2 pseudogenes are annotated in these 4,391 nt (G+C 58.2%); one reads left to right on the top strand and one right to left on the bottom strand.

What is annotated here, in order from left to right:
- A pseudogene (locus MKS85_RS28600) lies at positions 1-502 on the top strand (Ig-like domain repeat protein); the annotation flags it as partial.
- Positions 503-611: 109 nt separating this feature from the next.
- On the opposite strand, the pseudogene MKS85_RS28595 reads toward MKS85_RS28600, so the two are convergent.
- Positions 612-4,391: pseudogene (locus MKS85_RS28595) on the bottom strand (hypothetical protein); the annotation flags it as partial.

Raw genomic sequence — 4,391 nt, 5'->3', positions numbered from 1 at the left:
CATCAGGGTCCGCTGGCAAGGTCGAGTCAACTACAACAGCGCAATTATCCCCGTCGGAGATCCCCCCGGAAAAAGACTGATCCCAATACCTCGACTGGAAGTCATCGACAATATCGGTCGCTCTGTCGAGGTCGGCTATTCCGTCAAGGAAAAAGGGGTTGGTGAGACGATAGAGTCAGACAGGCTGACACTGCATATCGATCCGCAAGCAGTTCATCCATTACCCGCCCCCAGTTACTCGGCTTCCAAAGTGACCGTGAACTATGGAGGCCAGACTGGTTATACCGTCAGGGTCCGATGGGTGGGTGTGACAACGCGCGACACTGAAACCCAGGATGTGACCACTGGCCAGGCCAATGTATTTAATATCCCCAGTGCCTGGATAAGCGAAAACAGCGGAAAAACGGTATTGATCAATTACTCGATTGTCCGCAAGAACAGCAGTGAGCAACGGATGTTCTCGCAAGTCCTCAGAGTTAACGTTGCCCGTGCAGGTTTGTAACGTCCGCCACTTAACTGAGCAAGGCCGACAACGGTACACACAGATCCAAGGGTTGCGGTGAACCATTCCTGGCTCACCGCCCACCTCCATCGCCCATCAGCTCAGCCCATCAAAAGGTCAATCTCAGCACTCGCGAGAACATCGTGAGTCCGCTACTGCCTGCCTGCCAGACCGAGTAATTCACCAATACGGTCTTGCCCTGACTTTGCGTGATCCACGCGGCGGGGACATTGTATTGATAGGCCTGGCCGGTAAACACATCCTCGTCCGGCCCTTCAAGGGCCACCCCATCGATCGTCCATCTCACTCTGATTTTGTAGCCGGTCTTTATATCGGCGTGATCCACGGTGATTCTTCTCGCGGCACTGGAGTACGTCGGGGTATGCAGATTCAGGGCTTGAGGATCGATGTGCAAGGTCAGACGCTGCGACTCCAGCGTCTCGCTGCTGGCGTTTTCCTTGACGCTATAACCCACCGTCACGGAGGAGCCGATATTGTCGATCACTTCCAGTCGGGGAATCCGTAGCCGCCTGGGCCCTGGGTTGGGTCCTACCGGGGTTATCGCACCGTCGTGATAGCCGACCCGACCTTCCCAGCGGACCTTGAGCGAGTGAATAGAATCCATGCCCTTGTAATGCGGCACTTCAACTTCCAGGTACGGGTCATAGTAGATATCGCTCATCCGCAGGCGATCATTCGCCGGCGGGTTGTAGGCCTTGGGTACCAACGGTTTGAGCAGATCGAGTTTTACCGTGAAGTTGCGCGTGGCTGAGGGCGGCAAGCCACTGCCATAAAGCGCCTCGACGCGCAGACGATGGCCCCCGGACAACAATCTGTTCACTGGAAACTCCCAACTGCCGCTACCCGGTACATCGACAGTACCCAACAACGTGCTGCCATCGAATACTCTTATTTTCTCGTTGCCCTGAGCCCTACCGGACATGATCACATTCGGCCATGGCGTCGTCGAATTGTTCGCAATCTCCCGCCCGTCACCGCCCTTCACGCTCTCCAGCGTCGGAGCGACAATTGCCCTGACGGTAAAACGTCGTTCAGAGGATTCCACGCCGCTGCCATAAAGGGCCTTGGCCTTGAGAACATAAAGCTTGTCGGCAAGCCCGCTGAGCGCCACGCTCCAGATGCCAGTCGTGGCATCCGCCAGGGCGGGTGCGCTGATGGGCACGGGGTTACCCGTATCAAAGAGTTGGACCCGCTCGCCCTTGCTCGCCGTACCGGTGACCATGACACTTGTCTCAGCGGTATTGCCCCCCGGAGCAATACTGCCCTTGGAGTCACGGATATCGCTGATGGCCGGCTCATTGAAGGTCAGTCTCAGTACCCGTGAGAACATCGTGAGTTCGCTACTGCCCGTTCGCCTGACCGAGTAGTTCACCAGGACGGTCTTGTCTTGGCCCAGCCCGACCCACTCGGCGGGAACCTCATAGTGATAAGGCTGCCCGGTGTGCAGATCCTCTTCCGGCCCCTCAAGCGCCAGATCATCGATCGTCCATCTCACTCTGATTTTGTAGCCGGTCCTGATATCGGCGTGATCTACGGTGACTCTCCTCGCGGTGCGCGAATACGTAGGGGCCGGCAGATCCAGGGCTTGCGGATCGATGTGCAAGGTCAAGCGTTGCGACTCGAGCGTATCGGTGCCATCGTCTTCCTTGACGCTATAACCCACCGTCACGGAACCGCCGATATTGTCGATCACTTCCAGCCTGGGAACCCGTAGCCGCCTGGACCCCGGGTTGGGTCCTACCGGGGTTATCGGGCCGTCGTGATAGCCGACCCGGCCTTCCCAGCGGACCTTGAGCGAATGAATGGAGTCCATGCCCTTGTAGTGCGGGACTTCAACTTCCAGATACGAGTCGGCGTATATGTCACTCATCCGGATGCGATCATTCGCCGGCGGGTTATAGGCTTTGGGTATCAAGGGTTTGAGCAGGTTGAGCCGGACCGTGAAACGGCGAGTGACGGACGGGGGAAGACCGCTGCCATAAAGCGCCTCGACACGTAGACTATGTGGCCCTGACAACAGTCTATTCAGCGAATATTGCCAGCGGCCATTATCGGGCACATCGACGGTCCCCAACGACGTGCTGCCATCAAACACCTCGACTCGCTCGTTACCCTGTGCCCTGCCGAACACGGTCACGTTCGGCCATTGGGTTATCGTGTTATCTGGTATTTCGACCTGGTCTGCGTCCTTCACATTTTCCAGAGTCGGTGCGGCAATCGCCCCGATGGTCAGCGAACGCACCCGCGAGTAACGCGGCACTTCTGCGCCGCGCTTGAGGTAATAGTCGACGTCCACCGTGCCGTTCAAGTTGTCGAGCACATAACGGTAAGCCACGGTGAACGGCACCGGGGCTCCCGCTGAGTTGGCATTGAGCGGCCGCTCGTCAACCGGCGCACTGACGCGCGAGCCTCTCCAGCGCAAGCCGATAATGTCACCGGGCACGGTGTCAGTGAAGGGAACAATGACATTGGGCCCCACATCGGGATTCACCTTCTCCGGGTCCAGCACATCGTTGCTGTCGGCCTCGATAACGTTGGGCTTTACCATTTCCGGTTGCCCGCTGCCCACGGACAGTTGCAGCTCCAAGGATTTACGTTGGCGATTGATCCAGTAATAAACCGTGAGCGAGCCGCCATCGAGTTTCTTGATTTCGGCCTTGTTCACATTACGCAGGACCGGTTGGCCATCCGCCTCAGAACCGACGTAGGCGTTATCGTCGAAGCTGGTCGAGCCATTATTGGCATCAAGGCCTTCAAACACGATGTAGAGATGGTCGCCGGGCTGGCGGCCTGGGTAATAGGGGATTGAGACGGTGTAGAAATTCAGATCCGGGTCCAGGGTACTCCCCGTCACGCCGACAAAACTTGGGGCGGCGGGCCGGAGGATCTCGCCGACAACCGTCACGGAGGCATTGTTCGATGGATGATCCGCTTCGCCGCTCCTGATTCGCAGGTAAGACACCGACGCTCGGCCCTTGGCGATGGCGACCACATCTTCATTGGGGATCGAAAAGTCGTATTGGAACGGCACGTATTCGACGGTTTTGTCGAGGGGCCCGACGATGACTTGGGAATCACCTTGTGCAGGTGTGCCGACCCAGGTCAGGCGCAGGGTATCGCCCACCAAATAGTCGGTTCGGTTGGTGTACACCCGGCAAATGACGTCGGCGCCCGCCAGTTGTTCGAGGTCGATCGTTTGGGTGGGGATCTCGTTGACCAACACTTGCGGTGCATCAAGGCGGTTACCGTTCAGATCGACCACCACAGGGGTAGTGGCAGACCAGGGTGCACGCTCGTCGGGGTAGTTGTTACAGACATCCACCACCTGATAGGCAACGATGACCTCGCCGTCCTCTCCCTCCTCGATCTTCGTTCTGTCGACATGAATCGGGATATCGGTGTCCACCTCACCCGGCAGGACGGTGTGCTCCACCGTCGCCTTGCCCCAGGCCAGGTAAATGCGGTCGTTCTTGCGCATGTTTTCGTAGTGATGGATGGTGACCACCACCCCGGCGTCGGCTTCGATGGGGCCGACCCCGTTGTCGATAATCTCCTGGGGAAGGGTGTAGCGCAGGCCCGAATGCCCGGGTGTGGTCGGGTCAGCGTCATAGCCGCCGGGGCGATTAAGCTTGACCAGATACTTTTTCGGTGGCGAGTCCACGGGGGTTTGCGAGGGGCGGGTCACGCTGTAGAACACCGGGTTGGCATCGCCCTCGATGAGAAGGCCCGCGCTGAGAGGAATCCGCAACCGATCGGGGGGATTGTCATCAATGGTGGCGGTCCAGACCGGGTTTTGTGCGTTGTTCCAGTAGAAGGCAATCGCGTCCCCGTCGCCGTTGGGGAACCAGATATCGACGTAGCATTTCAA

Source organism: Pseudomonas sp. JL2, assembly GCF_031570495.1.
Classification (GTDB): domain Bacteria; phylum Pseudomonadota; class Gammaproteobacteria; order Pseudomonadales; family Pseudomonadaceae; genus Aquipseudomonas; species Aquipseudomonas rhizophila.
The sequence above is the reverse complement of the archived record's forward strand: the minus strand, read 5'-3'. Positions and strand labels throughout refer to the sequence as shown.